14 protein-coding genes are annotated in these 18,211 nt (G+C 40.3%); 10 read left to right on the plus strand and 4 right to left on the minus strand.

The features are described 5' to 3' along the window. Positions 1–9: 9 nt before the first annotated feature. Entirely contained in the window at positions 10–2,058 is a 2,049-nt protein-coding gene (locus tag G6R02_RS04110) for a thioredoxin domain-containing protein (RefSeq protein ID WP_164667979.1), read from the minus strand. A gap of 205 nt (positions 2,059–2,263) precedes the next feature. On the opposite strand from G6R02_RS04110, the gene G6R02_RS04115 reads away from it, so the two are divergent. Then, positions 2,264–2,572, plus strand: a complete 309-nt coding sequence (locus tag G6R02_RS04115; protein ID WP_164667980.1) for a hypothetical protein — start codon at positions 2,264–2,266, stop codon at positions 2,570–2,572. A 195-nt stretch (positions 2,573–2,767) separates the two neighbouring features. Here the strand turns inward: G6R02_RS04115 and G6R02_RS04120 are convergent, their stop codons facing one another. The 3 genes from G6R02_RS04120 to G6R02_RS04130 form a co-directional block, all read right to left on the minus strand. Next, positions 2,768–3,133 carry a YmaF family protein gene (locus G6R02_RS04120; protein WP_164667981.1) on the minus strand — a complete coding sequence of 122 codons (366 nt, stop codon included), beginning with the start codon at positions 3,131–3,133 and terminating at the stop codon, positions 2,768–2,770. 81 nt (positions 3,134–3,214) lie between these two features. Beyond that, on the minus strand, positions 3,215–4,867 hold the full coding sequence (locus tag G6R02_RS04125) for a glycoside hydrolase family 13 protein (protein WP_164667982.1): 1,653 nt from the start codon (positions 4,865–4,867) through the stop codon (positions 3,215–3,217). Then, positions 4,860–6,617, minus strand: a complete 1,758-nt coding sequence (locus G6R02_RS04130) for a glycoside hydrolase family 13 protein (RefSeq protein ID WP_164667983.1) — start codon at positions 6,615–6,617, stop codon at positions 4,860–4,862. Before G6R02_RS04130 ends, G6R02_RS04125 begins: the two co-directional genes overlap by 8 nt. Positions 6,618–6,904: 287 nt before the next feature. On the opposite strand from G6R02_RS04130, the gene G6R02_RS04135 reads away from it, so the two are divergent. The 9 genes from G6R02_RS04135 (at position 6,905) to G6R02_RS04175 (ending at position 18,195) form a co-directional block, all read left to right on the plus strand. Next, a complete protein-coding gene (locus G6R02_RS04135; RefSeq protein ID WP_164667984.1) occupies positions 6,905–8,194 on the plus strand; it encodes a sugar ABC transporter substrate-binding protein in 1,290 nt (429 codons plus the stop codon). 168 nt (positions 8,195–8,362) lie between these two features. Continuing rightward, complete coding sequence (locus tag G6R02_RS04140) at positions 8,363–9,610, plus strand: carbohydrate ABC transporter permease (RefSeq protein WP_164670312.1); 1,248 nt, start codon at positions 8,363–8,365, stop codon at positions 9,608–9,610. Continuing rightward, positions 9,610–10,449, plus strand: a complete 840-nt coding sequence (locus G6R02_RS04145; protein WP_164667985.1) for a sugar ABC transporter permease — start codon at positions 9,610–9,612, stop codon at positions 10,447–10,449. Before G6R02_RS04140 ends, G6R02_RS04145 begins: the two co-directional genes overlap by 1 nt. A gap of 38 nt (positions 10,450–10,487) precedes the next feature. Next, positions 10,488–12,833, plus strand: a complete 2,346-nt coding sequence (locus G6R02_RS04150; protein ID WP_164667986.1) for a glycoside hydrolase family 31 protein — start codon at positions 10,488–10,490, stop codon at positions 12,831–12,833. A gap of 24 nt (positions 12,834–12,857) precedes the next feature. After that, positions 12,858–13,883: a LacI family DNA-binding transcriptional regulator gene (locus tag G6R02_RS04155; protein ID WP_164667987.1), complete on the plus strand. Its 1,026-nt coding sequence runs from the start codon at positions 12,858–12,860 to the stop codon at positions 13,881–13,883. Between the two features lie 156 nt (positions 13,884–14,039). Next, the gene (locus G6R02_RS04160) at positions 14,040–14,513 is read left to right on the plus strand and encodes a flavodoxin (protein WP_164667988.1); all 474 of its coding nucleotides are present in this window, start codon (positions 14,040–14,042) and stop codon (positions 14,511–14,513) included. Between the two features lie 439 nt (positions 14,514–14,952). Continuing rightward, a complete protein-coding gene (locus tag G6R02_RS04165; protein WP_164667989.1) occupies positions 14,953–15,921 on the plus strand; it encodes an N-acetylglucosamine kinase in 969 nt (322 codons plus the stop codon). Between the two features lie 17 nt (positions 15,922–15,938). Continuing rightward, on the plus strand, positions 15,939–16,799 hold the full coding sequence (locus tag G6R02_RS04170) for a MurR/RpiR family transcriptional regulator (RefSeq protein ID WP_164667990.1): 861 nt from the start codon (positions 15,939–15,941) through the stop codon (positions 16,797–16,799). Positions 16,800–17,085: 286 nt separating this feature from the next. Beyond that, positions 17,086–18,195, plus strand: a complete 1,110-nt coding sequence (locus G6R02_RS04175) for a serine hydrolase domain-containing protein (RefSeq protein WP_164667991.1) — start codon at positions 17,086–17,088, stop codon at positions 18,193–18,195. The last annotated feature ends 16 nt before the right edge of the window (positions 18,196–18,211 follow it).

The raw sequence follows: 18,211 nt of genomic DNA on the forward strand, positions 1-18,211 counted from the left end.
CGTTTCTGCTTATTTTTTCGAGATTAGTTCCCGTGCTTTCTCTGTGTCTGTCACAGGCTGGTGGCATGCAAAGTTTTCGCATACGTAGAATGTTGTGGCCCCATCGATTTGCTTATATTCGGCTGCAAATGGAGCGGCTACAGCGAATTCCTCTGCACTGTCGCTCACAAGCAGTGAGATATCAGGTGTGAAATCCTGCTGCAGCTGTTCGGATAAGTGGTTTTCTTTTCCGATTATAACGACTTCTTTTGTTGGGTATTCGGTTAGCAGGAGACTTTGGATGAAATGTGTGCTTGCTGAAACTGCCCGGTTAACATCATCGTAAAAGGCATAGTACATTTCATCGAGTGTATCAAGATACCTGGTTTCGCCGGTCAAATAACCGATTTTTGCCAGCATGACCGCTGCTGCACTGTTTCCTGAAGGCAGTGCGCCATCATATACTTCTTTTTCCCGTGAGAGCAGTTCTTCACTATCGTGACCGTTGAAGAAAAATCCACCGTTATCGTTATCCCAAAATAAGTCAATCATGTCGTCTGCAAATGTTCCTGCTTTTTTGAGATAGGATAGTGAAAAAGTTGCTTCGTATAATTCGGTGTAAGCCCATAACAGAAATGCGTAGTCATCAAGGTATCCGTTGAACTTCACGTCACCATCACGATAGCGTGCCATCACCCGGCCGTTTTGCACAAGGTTATTTTCGATGAAAGACATGGCATCTTTTGCTGTTTCAGTGTATTCCGGTTGCTGAAATACTTTGCCGGCTTTGGCCAGTGCAGCAATCATCATCGCATTCCATGATGTTAAAATCTTGTCATCAACATGCGGGTATACACGTTTTTCGCGTTCGGATAATAATTTGGCTCGCGCTTCATCCAGTTGCTGATGCAGTTCTTCCAACTGTAGATCATATTCTTCGGCAATGGATTCCAAGTTCGTGTCAATCAGGTTAGGCACATTTTTCCCTTCAAAGTTTCCTTCAGGTGTAATTCCGTATACATAAGCGAACAGGTCACCGAGTTCTTCACCAAGGATTTCAAAAATTTCATCATAATCCCATACATAATATTTTCCTTCCACACCTTCCGAGTCGGCATCAATTGCAGAATAGAACCCTCCGTCTGCACTTCGCATTTCCCGCATAACAAATTCAATAATCTGTTCGCTGATTTTTTTGTAAAGTGGATTTTTCGTAATCTGAAAGGCTTCCGTGAATGCAATCAGCAGTAACGCATTGTCATAAAGCATTTTTTCAAAGTGGGGGACGAGCCACTTTTCATCGGTGGAATAACGTGCGAATCCAAACCCGATATGGTCATAGATACCACCATTAGCCATGGCCTGCAATGTACTTTCAGCCATTTTAAGCGCTGTTGTTTTTCCTGTGAAATGGGAATAGCGCAGTAAATATAGTAAATTCTGTGGTGCGGGAAACTTTGGTGCTGAACCAAAACCGCCGTGCGTGAAATCAAACCTTCTGCCAAGCTGCTGGTATGCCTGGTCGGTAATTTCCTTTGACAGTCTCGATTCGCTTTTGGTTGTCACCGTTTTTTCCAGTGCATCTGTTACACTTTTCGTTACTTCATCAATATGTTCTGGATCTTCATGGTATTTTTGCGACAGCTGTGTCAGCACTTCCATGATACCCGGCATCCCGTACTTGCTTTCACGGGGAAAATAAGTACCCGCATAAAACGGAATTTTATCAGGCGTCATAAAAATGGATAGGGGCCAGCCTCCCTGACCTGTCATCATCTGGCAGACTTTCATGTAGACCGAATCAATGTCAGGGCGTTCCTCACGGTCAACCTTTATGGAAACATAATGCTCGTTCAAAAAATCGGCAACCTCTTCATCCTCAAATGATTCGTGGGCGAGGACATGACACCAATGGCAAGTTGAATAACCGATGGAAAGGAAGATGGGTTTGTTTTCGGCTTTTGCTTTTTCAAATGCTTCGTCTCCCCATGGATACCAGTTAACAGGGTTGTAAGCATGCTGCTGGAGGTAGGGGGACTTTTCATGGATTAACCTGTTTGGTTTTTGATTTGCAGTCATAGGGCGTCACCTTCATTTTTTATAAAATTTCCTTATTAGATACCATATCATTAGTATACGATTATTTAGACATTAGATTCGGTACATATTATGTTATCCAACTAAAAAGATAATGACAAAAAATATATGTTGTTATCCAGAAAGAATCGCAGAGCAAGATTCAATGTAACCACTTAACTGGGATTGAAAGGAATGAAACAAAGAGATGAAGGATGTAACGGAAGACTTGATAATACTATTGGAAGATTTATATGAAAAAGAACAACAGATTGAAGAAATAACCATGATTTTACAAGGCGAGGATTTTCCAACTGGACCAGGTTTATTGGATAAAACTATCAGCAACCTTGAATTATTAATTATTCAACATCTTGGCGGGACAAAAGGAAATTTAAACTTTTTAAGAGAACTATATAAGTTTAATCCGTTTTCCAATTTGAAAAACGGGAAAATTTCGAGAGAAAAATTTCTAAAAATAATCAAAAGGGGTATCAGATTGGACCTTCGACTATGATTGACAGGAACCTATTAAAAATAACCCTGTTCTGCAGCATAACTGTAGAAAACAGGAGCACGGTTGTCTGTGTGTTAACTGGAAACGGATTAAAAGACTCCGACATGGCGATAAAAGCATCCGATTAGTAGTTCTATTATCGCATTTTTCTCAAAATTTAACTACGAGAAAGAGCGGGATCTGGCTGTTTCCCGCTCAGCTTTTTGAAGGCGCCGTAAACCCTTTAATTGTATGTGTATGTCCATCGTTTTCCGTTGTTTTTATTTCAGCATAATGGGTATGATAGCCATTCCCAAGTGAAATCGGCGGGCTTGTATATGCCTCATAATAATGAATATGTTCATCGTCAAATGTAGTATTACCGTAAATGATGTGGACATGCCCTTCATTTGTTTCAATCGGTGTGCTTGTTACACCGGGATGTAAATGGTTATGCTCATCGTTACAGGATGTTGAGCCGTAATGCGCATGAGTGTGTCCATTTTTTGGCGGCTTTGCATCTTGTGCTGTCCCTTGTTGCCGCGGGTAGGAAGTATAAGGAATGGGGATCCCATAATACATGTAAACATTCCTCCTAGGATTTTTATTTTATATCAGCGTATGCGATAAACTGTTGTTCCGTGAAAATAAAAAAAGCTGACACTATTCAGCGCCAGCATAATATACGTATGTTTCAAATGGTTTTAACTCTGGTTTTCCACTGGAATGCTTGTAGTTTCCAATTATCTTTTTTGCTTCCATAAATTCTTTCGGAACCTTAAATTGGACTGTTTCATTTGTGAAATTGCTAACCATTAACAATTGTTCAGAACCTAGCTTTCTTGTATATGCAAAAACCTTCTCGCTTTCAGGTAACAGCAATTCATACGAGCCGTACAAAATCACCGGATATTTTTTGCGTAACCTGATTAACTGTTTGTAGTAGTGAAATACTGAACTAGAATCTGCTATCGCATCCGCGGCATTAATATCAACGTAATTTGAATTCACCTTAATCCACGGGGTTCCACGTGTAAACCCGGCATTCGCACTGGAGTTCCATTGCATTGGAGTGCGGGCATTGTCACGGGACTTTACATGGATAGCATCCATTACTTGCTTCTCATCGGCACCTTCAGCAATTTTTTCATGAAACATATTTAATGTTTCAATATCACGATAATCTGAAATGCTGTCAAAATACACACTCGTCATTCCAAGTTCTTCACCTTGGTATATATAAGGTGTACCTTTCATCATATGCAATGTTGTCGCGAGCATCTTCGCCGACTCAATACGAAATTCGCCATCATTCCCAAAACGAGAAACAACACGTGGCTGGTCATGATTATTCCAATATAAACTGTTCCATCCTTTGCCATCCAGTTCTGTTTGCCATTTTGATAGAATTTTCTTTAGTTCGACGAGGGACCATGGGGTAACATCCCATTTTCCGCCGGGACCTGAATCAATGTCCATATGTTCAAAGTGAAAAACCATATGCAGCTCATTTCGGTCTTCACCTGTATAAAGCTTTGCTTCTTCCGGAGTTATCCCTGGCATTTCCCCGACAGTCATAATGTTATAGTTTGCAAGAACTTCCTGATTCATTTCCTGCAAAAATTCATGTACCCGGGGACCGTTCATATAGTAGGGATGTCCTGATGCATATTCCTCTCCGGCTTTGGTTTCACCATTGGGAAAACGCTGATCTTTTGATATGAAATTGATAACATCCATTCGGAATCCATCAATACCTTTGTCGAGCCACCATTTAATCATAGAATAAAGATTATTACGCATTTCAGGATTTTCCCAGTTTAAATCAGGCTGCTTTTTGGAAAATAAATGCAGATAGTAGGAATCAGTCGCCTGATCATACTCCCAGGCAGATCCACTGAATACAGACTCCCAGTTATTTGGTTTTTTACGCCAAATATAATAATTGCGATACGGGTTATCTTTTGATTTTCGTGATTCCAAAAACCATGTATGCTCATCCGAGGTGTGATTAATTACGAGATCCATAATCAGTTTCATTCCGCGGTTGTGAATCGCTTCCAGCATTCGTTCCCAGTCTTCCATCGTACCAAATTCGCTCATGATTTTCTGATAGTCACTTATATCATAACCATTATCATCATTGGGTGATTGATAAACAGGCGAAATCCAGATGACATCGATACCAAGTTCTTTCAGGTAATCAAGCTTTTCTGTGATTCCGTTAATATCCCCAATGCCATCATTATTGCTGTCATTGAAGCTTCGCGGGTAAATCTGATAAACAACACTTTCTTTCCACCACTTTTTAACCATTGGCTTCACCACCAATTTTTATTATGGAAAAGTCATTTGGGTTGGTTTCTATAGTTGAAGCGTCTGCCAATCGTTTCCCAGTCCACAGGTTTTCAGCATATTCCGCCTGTATGTCAGTAGTTACCGTATTCTCAGAAGGATTGAGAATAAAATAAATACTTTCATCGTTATATTGTTTCACATATACAAGATGATTTGATTCTTCACTTGTTTCAGCAATGCGGAATCCGCCCATGCTGCCGAATGCTGGTTCCGTTTTACGCAAATAGATCAGTTTTTTTATAAAAGATTTGACGCTTAAATCCTGCTGGTGTTCGTCCCAAACCATACATTTTCTGCAGCCGGGGTCATCACCGCCAGTCATACCAATTTCATCACCATAGTAAACGCATGGTGTGCCTATGAAGGACAGTTGCAGCAGATACAACAATTTAGCTTTTTGTTTATTTTCCTTACAAATTGTCAGCACCCGTGCAGTGTCATGGCTTCCCAGTAAATTAAATGCAACTTCATTCACATTCTCCGGATATGAACTGAGAACACTTGAAATTTGATTTGCAAATTGTTTTGCATTTATCTTATCTTTGGCTAAATAGTCAAGTGCAGCTAGTGTAAATGGATAGTTCATTACTGCATCAAACTGATCACCTTGCAGCCACGGCATGGAATCATGCCATATCTCACCAAGGATATAAACATCCGGTTTAACACGTTTCACTACTTTTTTGAACTCCCGCCAAAACTGATGGTCAACCTCATTTGCCACATCCAGCCGCCAGCCGTCAATATCGAATTCCTCCATCCAATACTTGGCAACATGTAATAAATATGCTTTTACTTCTGGGTTTTCTGTATTCAGTTTTGGCATGTGGGGGGTGAAACCAAACGAATCGAAATTTGGCGCCGGTTCCGTTTGTACTGGAAATTCCCTGAGATGAAACCAGTCTTTATATTCCGAGTCCTTACCCTTCTCAAGTACATCCTGAAATTGCGGAAAATAATATCCGCTATGATTAAATACAGCATCAAGCATGACACGAATTCCTTTTTCATGACATTTCCGGACCAATTCACGGAATTTATCTTTATCACCAAATTGCGGATCAATTTCCATATAGTCAATGGTGTCATATTTATGGTTGGAATATGCTTGGAATATAGGGGTGAAATAAATACCGCCGACCCCTATGTCAACCAGATAATCAAGGTGGTCCATTACTCCCTGGAAATCGCCGCCAAAGAAATTATCGTACTCTGGCTCTGCGCTTGCCCATTTCAACGTTCCCTCCGGATCATTGGAAGTGTCCCCATTTGCGAATCGTTCCGGGAAGATTTGATACCAGACAGTGTCTTTCACCCATTCAGGCGGCTGGAAGACATCTGCTTCATTCAGGAAAGGAAAGCAAAAGTAATAGTGAATATCGTCAGACGGCTGGCTTTCATAAAAACCCTTTTCCGTATATACAAGTGTTTCTTCCCCGCTAACCAGTTCAAAGCCGTATCTAAGCCGGCGATAGGGGGGCTGAATTGCCGCAAGCCAGTAGTCAAATAGTTCATCAGAGTATTGTTTAAACATTTCCTTTTTCTTCGTTTGCCATCCATTTTCATTCCAGTCGTATGGATCGCCATGAACAAGTCTAACTCTTTCAACATCATCTTTCTTTGTCCGAAGACGGATGTGTAATGTATTTTTGTCATATGCATACGCAAAATTGTTCTTAGCACGATGATAGACAGCTTCTTTCAGCATGATTATCCACTCCTTTGATTTATTGAAATAAAAAATAAAACCCCGTTTTCCTGACGACGGAAAACGGGGTTGTTGTTTATAAGGTTACAAAGCATTGCCCTCAAATTTTATAACTACTTTTACTTAAAGCATACTCAGAATTTAAAAAATGTCAATAGAAAAAATATTTTTATAAAAAATAATGAAAACGGTTGCACAAAATAAAAAATACGTTTAAAATAAAATCAGAATTTGTGCAAACGGTTTCGCAAACTGTTTAGCAATCTACTAATCCTAAGGGGGAAACAATGATGAAGAAATCTTCATTTCTATTAATTGCGGGTGCAATGGTTGTCTTTTTATTTTTGGCTGCATGTGCACCGGATCGTTCGTCAGAGGGTACAGAAGAAAACAATGAGGGTGACGGTTCAACTGAAACTGCAGAAAAGCCTGATTCACTAACTATTTGGGCAAACGACGAGGAAAAGCAGCTTGAAGCAGTGAAAGATATTGTAGCCGGTTATGAAGAAGAAACTGGAATTAAGGTTAATGTAGAGGTCAAGTCTATGCTTGATCAGACGCAGGAATTATCACTTGCCGGCCCTGAAGGAAATGGCCCGGATTTATTCTTCCAGCCGCATGACCGAATCGGGAATATTGTAGCACAAGGTCTGGCTGAGCCTGTTGATATTCCTGAAGATGTATTAAACAGCTACAGTGATGCTGCTGTCGAAGCTGTGACGTACAACTATAATGGTGAAACAAATCAGTATGGTTTTCCGGCAGTAATTGAGACTTACGGAATTTTTTACAATAAAGACATCATCAGTGAAGCACCGGAAACAATTGATGATTTGAAGGCAGCTCTGGAAAATCATACGAACCCATCCAATGACGAGTACGGGTTTATGATGAAGCCTAATGATTTATATTTTGCCATCCCGTTCTTCTATAACTATGGGGCTTATATTTTCGGTGGAGATACAGGTGAATATAACACGGATGATATTGGCTTAAATAATGAAGGGGCGGTTGCAGGTGCAGAATTATTTCAATCCTTCTTTGGCGAAGGGAAAATTCCACCATCAACTACAACAGACGTAATCGATGGATTGTTCAGTGATGGAAAAGTTGGTGCGGTTATTAATGGACCATGGAGTATCGTTGGTTACAAAGATGCAATCGGCGACAGTCTCGCTTTTGCACCTTTCCCGTCAATCAATGGTGAACCGGCTCAAACTTTCGTAGGGGTAAAATCTTGGATGGTTTCCTACTACTCGGAAAATAAAGAGTGGGCTGCGGATTTGGCTGCATATATTACAAATCCGGAAAACTCCCAGCACTATTTCGAAGTGGCTGGTGAATTGACTCCAAGTAAAGAAGCACTTGAGGCAATAGAGGATCCTATTTATGCGGCATTTGCAGAACAAATAAAGCATGGTACTCCAATGCCAAGTACACCGGCAATGCAACAGGTTTGGGAACCATTTAATAATGCGTTGCAGTTTATCGCAGAAGGTGAGGACATAAAACCAGTCCTTGATGAAGCGGTTCAGCAAATAAAGACGAATATAGAAGCAAGTGGAGTAGAGCAGTAATAACGATTGATGGGAGGAGCTAGCTCTTCCCATTAATCAATTTAATTTATTGTTGGTTAAACTCCGGTTCAATAGTTTTTTTCGCTTTTGATTTTAAAGGGGGTAACAAAATTGTCATCACCCGGCAATAAGCAGAAACACGTCAGCAAACATAATCCTAAAATAGCGATGATTTTATCGATTCTGTTTGCTGGTCTGGGTCAATTATATAATCGCAGATACTTAAAAGGGATATCCTTTATCATCATTGAAGCAGCATTTCTGATAACAACACTGCAATGGATAAACTTTGGTTTGTGGGGGCTGCGAACACTTGGTACAATCCCTGGAACGGACCATTCCATACGGTTGCTCGTTTTTGGTGTTCTTTCGCTGATTACAATTGTTATAGTCGGAACATTGTATGTATTTAACGTTTTGGATGCACGTAACCAGGCGAAAAAAATCAGGGATGGATGGACTCCGCCTTCGCTGAAAGAATCGGTTAGAATATCATATGATAATGCATTTCCTTATTTGATGACGTTCCCAGGGTTACTCCTGATGGTGTTCGTCGTTATTTTTCCGTTGATTTTCTCAGTGTTGCTTGCATTTACAAACTATAATCTATTTAATTCACCACCTCGTAATCTGGTAGATTGGGTCGGTTTTGATAATTTCGTAGAGCTGGTGACTGTACCAATTTGGCAGGACACTTTCATAAGTGTGTTTGCCTGGACAATTGTCTGGACAGTAGTTGCAACGAGTTTACAAATTGGACTTGGATTATTTTTAGCGGTACTTGTTAATGATCCAAGAGTGAAATTTAAAAAACTGATTCGTACTATTCTCATTCTGCCATGGGCTGTTCCTGCTTTTGTAACGATATTGATTTTTGCAGCTATGTTTAATGATGAATTTGGGTCGATAAACAGAGACATTATTATTCCGCTATTCGGTGGTGATGGGTTGCCGTGGCTCAGTGATCCGTTTTACTCACGTATCGCTATAATCATGATTCAGACATGGCTTGGCTTTCCCTTTGTTTTTGCTTTATTTACAGGGGTGCTGCAAAGTATTTCCAAAGACTGGTATGAAGCGGCAGATGTTGATGGGGGTTCACGCTTGCAAAAATTCCGTCACATTACTTTCCCGCATATAATGTTTGCGACCGCTCCATTATTAATTATGCAGTACGCACAAAACTTTAATAATTTTAATATTATTTATCTATTTAATGAAGGTGGACCTCCAGTAAGAGGACAAAACGCAGGTGGTACAGATATATTAATTTCGTGGGTATATAAACTGACATTCGATACAAACAATTATGCGATGGCGGCAGTAATATCCATCATTATGGGACTGATCGTATCCGGATTTGCTTTCTATCAGTTCAGACAAACAAGATCATTTAAGGAAGAGGGTGAAATATAATGAATCAAAAAACGAAATCAAAGCTGGAAGTTGCTGGAATTTACGTTATTATTGCGATTGTATCGATTATTATATTTTATCCCCTGCTCTGGACTATTGGAATGTCATTAAACCAGGGAACGAGTCTTTATTCATCTTCCATCATTCCGGAAAACTTTTCATTCGAGCATTATAAATGGTTGTTTGGTGAAGAAAGTGATTATTTAATCTGGTACAAAAATTCACTCATTGTATCATCAGTAGTTGCCGTTGGAAGTGTCATTATAACTTCGCTGGTTGCCTACGCTTTCTCAAGGTATCAATTTGTCGGCAAAAAAAACGGTTTATATGTATTTCTTCTCCTGCAAATGTTCCCAGTCATGATGGCTATGGTTGCCTTGTATATTTTCCTGAATATGATAGGACTTTTGGATACATTATCAGGATTAATCCTTATTTATCTGGGAGGACAGATACCATTCAATGCGTGGCTTGTGAAGGGGTATTTTGACACCATTCCCCGTGAATTGGATCAGGCTGCACGAATCGACGGCGCCGGCCATTTACGTGTGTTCTGGAGTATTATGCTTCCATTGGCAAAGCCAATCCTTGCAGTTGTAGCCCTGTTTAATTTTATGATGCCGATGTTTGACTTTTTGCTTCCCTCAATTGTACTTACAAGTGAAGAAAACTATACACTGGCAGTCGGGCTTTATAACTTTATTAATGATCAGTTTTCCAATAACTTTACACGTTTTGCAGCAGGATCCATTCTCGTCGCTATCCCGATTGCAGCCATTTATTTATTCCTGCAGCGGTACTTGATTTCAGGATTAACTGCAGGCGGATCGAAGGGATAGAATCAGCAGCAATATGACAGGTAGGAGGAATAACAGGAATGCTTGAAGATACGAGTTTTGCCTTACACCCGGGAAATGAACAACAATCCAAGGCAGTTATTTACCGCGATATTGGGTCTGTAAAAACATATCGATCAGAAGACAACACGTATTATTTTCATTGTGAAAACGGATATATAGCTATTCAATTTTTTACCAATTCCATTGTCAGGGTTGTAATGAATCGGACAAATAAGCCGGAGTTAAATGATTCATATGCAGTTGTTGCAACTCCGGAAAAAATGGACATTGCGGAAGAAACATCTGACGAACAGATTATATTGAAAACCGAACGACTTGAAGCAGTAATCCAAAAGAAACCATTTCGTCTTACAGTAAACGACAAAGACAGCAATGTGCTTTTGGAAGAAGGCGAGCGCGGGATGGCTTATCGTGAAAATGGTGAAGTGATTGCGTTCAAAAAGATGAATGATAATGATCATTTTTACGGGTTTGGTGAAAAATCAGGACATCTCGATAAGCGCGGTGGAAAATATGAAATGTGGAATACGGATGTCTATGCACCGCATAATCCGGAAACAGATCCGCTTTATGAATCTATTCCATATTTCATGACCTTGCGTGATGGGCGTGCCCATGGTGTGTTTTTTGATAATACATTCCGGACCACGTTTGATATGAAATCGGATAGGGAGATGTATTCATATAAAGCGGAGGGCGGACAACTCGATTATTATGTAATGGCCGGGCCTGAGCCGAAGTCGGTTTTAGAACAGTATACACATCTTACCGGAAGAATGCCGCTTCCGCCGAAATGGTCGTTAGGTTATCAGCAGTCGCGTTACAGTTATCAATCAGAAACAGAAGTTAGAGAGGTTGCCGAAAATTTTATTAATAAAAATATACCCATCGATGCCATTCATCTTGATATTCACTATATGAACGGATTTCGAGTATTTACATTTGATAAAGAAAAATTCCCGAATCCTGAGCAGCTGATTTCAGATTTACGTGAAATGGGAATTCGGGTAGTACCCATTGTTGACCCAGGGGTTAAAAAGGATGCAGAGTATGCTGTTTATCAGGAAGGTATAAACCAGGATTTATTTTGTAAATACATGGAAGGTGATGTTTATTTTGGTGAAGTTTGGCCTGGTGTAAGTGCATTCCCTGATTTTACTGATGAAAAGGTCCGTAAATGGTGGGGTGACAAGCATGAATTTTACACAGAAATCGGCATTGAGGGTATCTGGAATGATATGAACGAGCCGGCAGTTTTCAATGAAACAAAAACGATGGATGTCAGTGTCATGCATCGAAATGATGGAAGGCCTGCTGTTCATCGGGAATTGCATAATATTTATGGACTGTTAATGGGGCAGGCAACCTATGACAGTATGAAAGAACAGCTGAATGGAAAACGGCCATTTTTACTGACTCGTGCCGGATTTTCCGGAATACAACGATATGCTGCTGTATGGACAGGCGATAATCGCAGCTTCTGGGAACACCTGCAAATGTCACTGCCGATGGTAATGAACCTTGGACTTTCCGGAATTCCTTTCGCGGGCCCGGATGTTGGCGGTTTCGCCCATGATACAAATGCCGAATTATTAGTTCGCTGGACACAGGTGGGGGCATTCACGCCATACTTCCGAAATCACTCAGCGCTTGGCTTCCGATATCAGGAACCATGGCAGTTTGGTGAAAAGTATGAAAAGATTATACGAAAATTTATCCAGATGCGCTACAAATGGATGCCGCAGCTGTACTCCTTGTTTTACCATGCAAGTGTGTCAGGAATTCCTGTAATGCGCCCGCTGCTCATGGAATTTCCGGAAGATATGAAAACATATAATTTAAATGACCAGTTTATGATTGGTGATAATGTTATCATTGCCCCTGTTTTGTCACCTTCTGTTACAGATAGGGCAGTTTACCTGCCAAAAGGTGAGTGGGTAGATATGGAAACAGGCGCTGGTTATCAGGGCGAACAAACGCATTTAATCCATGCAGAACTTGATCAATTACCGATTTTTGTAAAACGGGGAACGGCAATTATGCAAACGGAGTGGACATCTAATACAGATAAAAGTCCTAAAGATTTAAACTTGCATGTTTACGCCGGGGAAAATAATGAATCCTATCAATTTACTTTTTATGATGATGACGGTGAAACGTTTGCGTTTGAAAATGGTTTATTTCTAAGGATTGCAATTGAAGTGAAATCGACAGCAGATGCTGTAACTGTTAATACGGCAGAACATTCAGGAGACTATTTGCCGGCATATGACAAAATTAAGGTGCATGTTCACGGCCTGGATGACAGCCAGGAAGTTATTTTAAATAATAGTGACAATACAGCAATATCTTTAGTAAAATAAAAGAAAAAGTAGAGGGTGAGGTATTTGGTAACAATTAAAGATGTAGCAAAGATAACAGGAGTAGCACCCTCTACCGTATCACGTGTAATTGCAGATAACCCGCGGATAAGCATGGATACGAAAGAAAAAGTGCGAAAAGCAATGAAAGAATTAGGGTACCACCCGAATGTCAATGCCAGAAATCTAGCTGTGAAATCGACCAAAGCAATTGGTGTCGTTTTGCCATCATCTGCAGATAAAGCACTGCAAAATCCGTTTTTCCCCGAAATTTTACGGGGGATTGGTTCGGTGACACATGGAATGGAATATTCGATGACATTATCGAGCGGTATTACGGAAGATGAAATATTCGATGAAGTGCAGCGGATGGTATATGGCAGCTATGTAGATGGAATTATCCTGTTGTATTCCCGCCTCAATGACCGTGTCATGAATTTCTTGCGTGAAAAAGATTTTCCATATGTGATAGTTGGTAAACCACATGAGCATGCTCATACGATTACGCATGTTGATAACGACAACTATATTGCCGGAAAAGAAATTACCAATCATTTGATTGAAATGGGTCATGAAAAAATTGCATTTATCGGCGGGTCGAAAGATTTATTTGTAACGATGGACCGTGAAGCGGGGTATGAAGCAGCCATTAAAGAAGCAAGTCTGATAAATAATGAAGATTATAAAATACACACTGAATTTTTGAAATCAGGTGGACGGGAAGCAGTTGAAACGTTGCTTGGATTGTCAGCTCCCCCTACAGGATTGGTCATTAGTGACGATCTGATGAGTCTTGGTGTGTTAAGTATGCTGGAGGAATCGGGCTATTCCGTACCACGTGATTTTTCACTGGTCAGTTTCAATAATGTGTATTTATCCGAAATAACAAGTCCTGCATTAACGACGGTTGATATTCACATCCATGATTTGGGAGCCCAATCGGCCAAAGCACTTATCGAAAAAACAGTTAACAAGACGGAATCTCCTAAAAGGATTACGGTTCCGCATGAAATCGTATATCGGAATTCGGTCAGCAGAAGGGAAGCTCATTAATTAGGGCTTCCTTTCTTTCTCGAAATAAACTGTGCTCACACTTCTGTCACATTTTCAGGAAAAAGTGCATTTCCTTTGGTTAATTAATTGAATACGATTCTCAACCTCCATTAAAATAAAAATAGAGAACATCGCTATTTTTTCGGAGGGATTTTAATGGGAAAGGTACTTTTGCTGTACGCAAGCATGACCGGTAATACCGAATTGATGGCAGAAATTATTGCTGATGTTGTTGAAAATAAAGGTTATGAGATTGTTACGAAAACATTCGAACTTGATCCAATAGATGTGGAAGAACTGCTCGAATATGATGGTGTGCTCGTCGGAACATATTCATGGGATGATGGTGAGCTGCCGTATGAAGCCGAGGATTTTTATGAGGAACTTGACGATGTGGAGATCCCCGGGAAAGTGGTCGGCTGTTTTGGATCCGGTGACTCCTTCTATGATACGTTTGGTGGTGCTGCCAACCTGATGGCAGACCGCTTTGAAGAGAAGGATGCAAACGTGGTCCCGGAACGACTGATTGTTGATCTGGAACCGGTTAAAGAGGATGTCATACGGTGCCAGAAGTTTGCTGAAGAATTTTGCGGGATGATGGAAAATAAGGATGAAAGCCGGGGAGCATGATAGCAGGTTGCAGAGCTGTGGTGCTCTTTTTTATTTGTGGTGGGTTTATACAGTAAAAATATCGGCTCCACAACGAAAACATCCGCTCGAGACGAGAAACATCAGCCCCACAGCAAAAACATCAGCCCGAGACGAGAAACATCAGCCTCACAGCAAAAACATCAGCCCGAGAAGAAAAACATCGGCTCGACAGCACAAATATCCGCTCGAGACGGAAAACATCAGCTCGAGAAAAGAAACATTAGCCCGACAGTAATAGTCCGACAGCAAAGTAACCTAGTGCATGCCCCTGAGAACCTCTTGGGCTCACGCGCCTGAGGTGAAATTCATAATGTAAAGTTAGTATAAAAAAATGAAATTTTATTTTAAAAAGCTTGTTAAAATATTTCAACTTTTATAAGATAAGGATAAATATTTTTTTTATTAGGGTGACATACAGATGAGTTTTGTAATGGGAATTGATGGGGGAGGAACGAAAACGAACACAGTTATTGCGGATATGGACGGTCGGATTATCGCACGTGCAACAGGTGGTCCAACCAATCCGAATGCTGTGCCGCGGCAGAAACTTGAAAACACTTTATCCACGATGTTACAAGAACTAAAAACACAACAGCCTGATGCATTTGAAAATATCACAAGTCTATTCGCTGGTATGTCCGGCGCTGCCAATGACAGGATGCAGGATGAATTAAAAGGAATTCTCGAACAGTTAGTGCCTGATGGTGTCAGGATATGTGTTGAAGCGGATACGATAAACGCATTATATTCCGGTACATATGGCGAACCCGGGATTGTGCAAATCTCCGGGACCGGCTCCATTACATTTGGAATAAATGCAAAATCCGAACATGCCCGCGTTGGCGGCTGGGGTTTTTTGTTCGGTGATGAAGGAAGCGGCTATGATATCGGAAGGCAAGGTATCGTGGCTGCATTGAAATTCCAGGACGGACGGGGATCGGAAACGATATTGCTCGATATGCTCCGCTCTTATTTTGACGTAACAAGTGAGCATGAATTGGTGCAGGAAATTTATGCATTGCCGTCACCAAAAGACGGAATAGCACCGGTTTCCAGGATAGTTTTTCAGGCATACATAAAAAATGACCAGGTAGCCCGGCATATTATTACTGATGCTGCAAAAGAAATAAGTTTGAGCATTAAGACGTTGTACAAAAAACATTTCTCACCGGCTAAAGAGGTTAAAGCAGTATTATGCGGCGGTATTTTTAACAATAAAGATATCATGCCGCGGCTGTTGGAGAGCAAACTGCAGGATCATCCAAACATTAACCTTACGATACCGGAAATGTCGCCAGTCGGCGGCTCGGTAATCGGTGCCTATCTGCAACAACATAAACATGTCGATCAGGAATTCATTCAAAATATTATTTCAACACTTAATTAGAAAAGAAGGTGAATCAGTTGTCTCATACTAAAGGTGGTTTAGTTATTTTAAAGGAAATGGTGCATACACTCCCCCCGTCAGAAAGAAAAATTGCAAATTATATTATTGATAACCCGGAAGAGTCGATCATGTTAACAGCATTAATGCTCGGCGAAAAGAGCAACACATCAAGTGCCGCGGTTATCCGTTTATGCAAATCGCTTGGGTTCAACGGTTTCCAGGAGTTAAAGATTCGTGTTGCCGGGGATCTGCAGGAGCAGGGAGTAAAGGGATACCGAGACATTGAACCAAATGATGAATATAAGAATATCATTGATAAAGTGACCTCTAATACAATTCAGACCTTAAAAGAAACAGTTGATATTATGGGTGTCAGCAATCTGGAAAAAGCAATTTCTGCTCTAAGAAATGCCAAATCAATTACATTGCTTGGATTCGGGGGATCGTATATTGCTGCCAAAGATGCCGAACAAAAGTTTATGCGAATTGACAAAAATGCACAGTCTTTTTCAGATGTGCATATGGCGGCAACGGTAATTGCCAATAAGGGACCGGATGATGTGGTCGTAGGCATTTCTTTCTCAGGTCAAACGAAAGAAGTTGCCAAATTATTGGAACTTGCTAAGACAAAAGGTATAAAAACAGTGGGAATTACAAAATACGGAAGGTCTCCGGTAAGTGATAATTCGGATATTTTGATTCACACATCGGCTGCCAGAGAAGCAACGTTCAGAAGCGGGGCAACGTCATCACGAATGGCCCAGCTGCATGTGATTGATATTTTATTTATGTGCCTGGCATCGGAGGAATATGAAGATACGGTGAAACATCTGGATGAGACGAGGGAAGCTATTTCGTTACTAAATATGGGTAGATAGTTTAAATTAAATTATAGCTTAAATGAAATTTTATTACAAAATAATATTAATGTATTGACAAATTAGTTCAAAAAACCTACAATAACTTAAAATGAACGAATTAAATGGCTTTGTTTTGAAAGCGCTTTTATTGGTGTTGCCTCGGTTCTGGAATTTGGAATTAAAGTAATCTTCATACTAAAAGTGGACTTATTTTCAATGACATACTTTTTTTTTGATAGTTTAATAGTAAACGTATTTGTCCAGTTGGTGCGGGAAGAGAATCCATGATAAATAAGGAGTCCTTATGAAACAAAAAGACCAGATGAGATCACAAAAAACCAGTGTTGATATGAAGCAGTTGAAGAATGCCTTTGCAATTTTGGCAAATGAGATAGAGGCTAAAAGAATCCCTGGTGCTGTATCTATTGTAGGTACGGGAAATCGGATAATTGATAAGTTTGCAAGTGGAAAACTTATGACTGATGGAACAGTGAACAATTATGTGGATGAAGATACTATGTTTGATTGCGCATCTTTGACGAAAGTGGTTATAACAATGCCATTAGTATTGAAGCTTATCGAACAGGGAGAAATTGAATTGAGTGAACCCGTCTCTACATATATTTCCGTATTTGAAAAGGGAGATAAATCACTTATTAATATTAGACATTTGTTAACACATACTTCTGGTCTGAAGCCACATGTCAGCAAGGATTTTACAAACTGGAAGCCTGAGGAAGTTAAGGAATACATTTATTCAGTGGAACTAGATAGTTATCCTGGAGAGCGTGTCATATATAGTGATGTAGGTTTTATTGTACTAGGGGATATAATTGAGATAATTCTAAACAAGCCACTCGATAAAGCTGCTGAGGAATATATTATGAATCCTATAGGAATGGAAGACACTTATTACAATCCTCCTAAACATTTGAAAAGTCGGATTGCTGCTACTGAATTTCGAACGGATCTTGGACGCTATCAATGGGGAGAGGTCCATGATGAAAAAGCCCAAGTTCTTGGTGGTGTTAGTGGACATGCGGGCTTATTCTCTACAGCTCATGATTTGGCCCTCTATGCGCAAATGTGGTTGAACAATGGGTGGATAGGTGAGACGTTAATAATACCTCCTGTGATTGTTGAAAATGCAATAAAAAGTTATACGGCTTCATTAAATGGTAACCGTGGTCTTGGCTGGGTTCTAAAAGGAGATGCATTGGACGCTTCTGGCGACCTTTTTTCGCAATATTCTTATGGTCACACCGGCTTCACTGGAACAAGTTTATGGATAGATCCTGAGAACGAACTGTTTGTTGTTCTTTTGACAAATAGGGTTCACCTGGGGAGGAACAATTCTATATTCAGGCTAAGAAAGGAATTTCATAACGCTGTGATGGCAAGTGTACGTGAATAAATTCCTTGAAAGGGGA

This window comes from Virgibacillus doumboii, assembly GCF_902806455.1.
Classification (GTDB): Bacteria; Bacillota; Bacilli; order Bacillales; family Amphibacillaceae; genus Lentibacillus; species Lentibacillus doumboii.